General features: G+C 56.9%; 2 protein-coding genes and 1 pseudogene. All 3 read right to left on the reverse strand.

The window, feature by feature from the left end:
- A partial coding sequence (locus BN1129_RS07345) for an MCP four helix bundle domain-containing protein (protein WP_042035579.1) occupies positions 1 to 774 on the reverse strand: 774 nt, incomplete at its 3' end.
- A 222-nt stretch (positions 775 to 996) separates the two neighbouring features.
- Positions 997 to 1,632, reverse strand: coding sequence for a DsbA family protein (locus tag BN1129_RS07350; RefSeq protein ID WP_042035580.1), 636 nt, complete (start codon positions 1,630 to 1,632; stop codon positions 997 to 999).
- A gap of 81 nt (positions 1,633 to 1,713) precedes the next feature.
- A pseudogene (locus BN1129_RS07355) lies at positions 1,714 to 2,246 on the reverse strand (MBL fold metallo-hydrolase); the annotation flags it as partial.

A 2,246-nucleotide genomic window follows, 5' to 3' on the forward strand; every position in this document is an offset into this window, starting at 1 on the left:
GCCAAAGCCCTTGGCCAGCTGGCCCAGCTCGTCGTTGTTGAACTGTTTCAAGTCGAGGTGAGCCGCCAGATCACCCGCCGATACCTTGCGAGTCTGCTCCAGCAGGGCCATGACGGGATTGCGGATCTGGCCGGTCAGCAACCAGGCCACGATGATGACAAACGCCAGCGTCACCACCCCCACCAGGATACTCATGTTGCGCGAGTTGCTGTAAAGCTCGGCGACCGATTTGACCATGCCACTGGCAACCTCGTTGTTGATCTCGCGCATACGATAGGATTTGGAGCCCACCTCCTCCAGGGCAACACGGGTCTCGTTTTTACGCAACCCCTTGACCCGCTCGAGGTCCCCACTGGCAATGGCCGCCATCAGCTCCTTATGCATAGAAAAATACTTAGCACCGGCAGCAATCAGCTGTTCATAGTTTTGTTTATCTTCATCTGATGCAAACGGCAGCGCGCCATAATGTTGTGCAGCCGAGTCAAACTCTTGCTTCGCCTGGTTAAAGGTGGCCGTGCGCTCACTCACTTCCTGCATGTCATTATTCAAACCACCAATCACTATTGCCAACTCAGAGCGACGGGCATCAAGAATGGCCACATGCATCTGGCTGGCATAACGGGTCGATGGCAGCAAATTCTCTGAGATGGCGGCAGTATCTGCGTAGAGGCGGGACAACTGAGTGATGGAAAACCAGGCAAGCCCGACCACTAGCAGTGCCAATACGGCAAAGCCGGCACTCAACTTCTGAGCTATAGACATATTTTTGAACATGATTGATATCCTTGGCGGCTAGACGCAAACCCGTGGAGCCGAACTCCCGAGCTATCCCCATAGAACGTAGCGTTATGATCGCAAGCGGATGATTTATAAACTCTCCGCTAGTCAATATATCGTCACGCCAGCAGATAACATGAGGAGCAAGAGGGGAGGAAACATCGCCCCCTCAGCCAGGGTTCACCTTGCATCCCGTTCGCCACTAGACGAGACACGGATTCAGCGTCCCATCACGGCCTGGATCTGACGGGCAAAGGCCGCCGGCTCCCCCAGGAAGGAAGAGGCGGACAGCGGCGTCACCTTGTCCCCTTGTACCAGACCCAGCGTGGGGTAGCCCTGTCCACCGAGGCGACGCATCCAGCGCTGGCTGTCTGCCAGATGACCAGCCAGATCCACGTTCTGATAAGCATCTGCAAATGCCGCGGCATCCATGCCCTGCTCTGCCGCCAGGCTGCTCAGGTGCTCGAGGGAACCGATCCAGATGCCATCACGATAGTGGGACTGCTGGATACGATGCAGCAGGGTCAAGCCCTTGCCGCCCAACGCCGACATAGCCAGGATGGCGCGGATGGGTTGCTCCGAGTCAAGCAGCAAGCCATCGCGCAGCAGCAACTCGTTGAAATAGTGCTCGCCGAAGGGCTGGCCAGTCAGAGCCTGGATCCGCTCATCATGAGGGCGGACATAGTCACGCAGGGCCTGACCCATGGGCTGACGACGCTCGCCCAGCCAGAGGCCGCCAGCATGCAGTTCGATGTGAAGACCAGGAATCCCGGCCGCCGCTTGCAGCAAGGGGGCTGCGCCATAGCACCAGCCACAGAGGGGGTCATAGACGTAATGCAGGCTTGTCTCGTTCATGTGATTCATTCTCGATTGTTTGGCTAAAAAAACCGGGCCCAAGGGCCCGGTAAAAAACACAGGGAAGCAGGCGTCAGGCAATTACCACTTCATTTCACCGGTGTTGACCTTGGCTCCGATGGTCAGACCATCGTCGACCGGCAAGGACGGGAAGGCTTTCTTCAAGCCTTCAATCAGCTCACCAGAGTTTTTGGACTTGGCCAACTCCTGCTCGAAGCGCTGGACATAGTCACGGGTAAAGGTCACGGCTTCAGTGCCCTTGGGCTCAGCACCCAGGAAGTGGCCAGGTACGACACGATCGGGTTTCATGGCCAGCAATTCGTTGAGGGTCTTCACCCAATGAGCGCGGGCTTCCTTGGTCTGGCTATCCGCCATCCAGACGTGGACGCCGTGATAAACCGGCACACCGCCCAATGCTGTCTTGATGGACGGCGCCCACAGGTAAGCAGTCGGCGTGTTCATCTCCTTGATCTCAATCTTCTCGCCTTCGAGGGTCAGATAAGAGGCAGTCATCACTTCCGGTACTATCAAAGTCTTGGGTGAGCCTGCGCCCAGGATAGGTCCCCAATAGGTCAGCTTGTCATCCTTGGTCTTGTTGATGTGGTCGACCACAT

Source organism: Aeromonas popoffii (assembly GCF_000820025.1).
Lineage (GTDB): Bacteria > Pseudomonadota > Gammaproteobacteria > Enterobacterales > Aeromonadaceae > Aeromonas > Aeromonas popoffii.

Coding starts and splice junctions, on each gene's coding strand:
- BN1129_RS07350 (WP_042035580.1), bottom strand. CDS start 1,632: ATGAACGAGACAAGCCTGCATTACGTCTATGACCCCCTCTGTGGCTGG.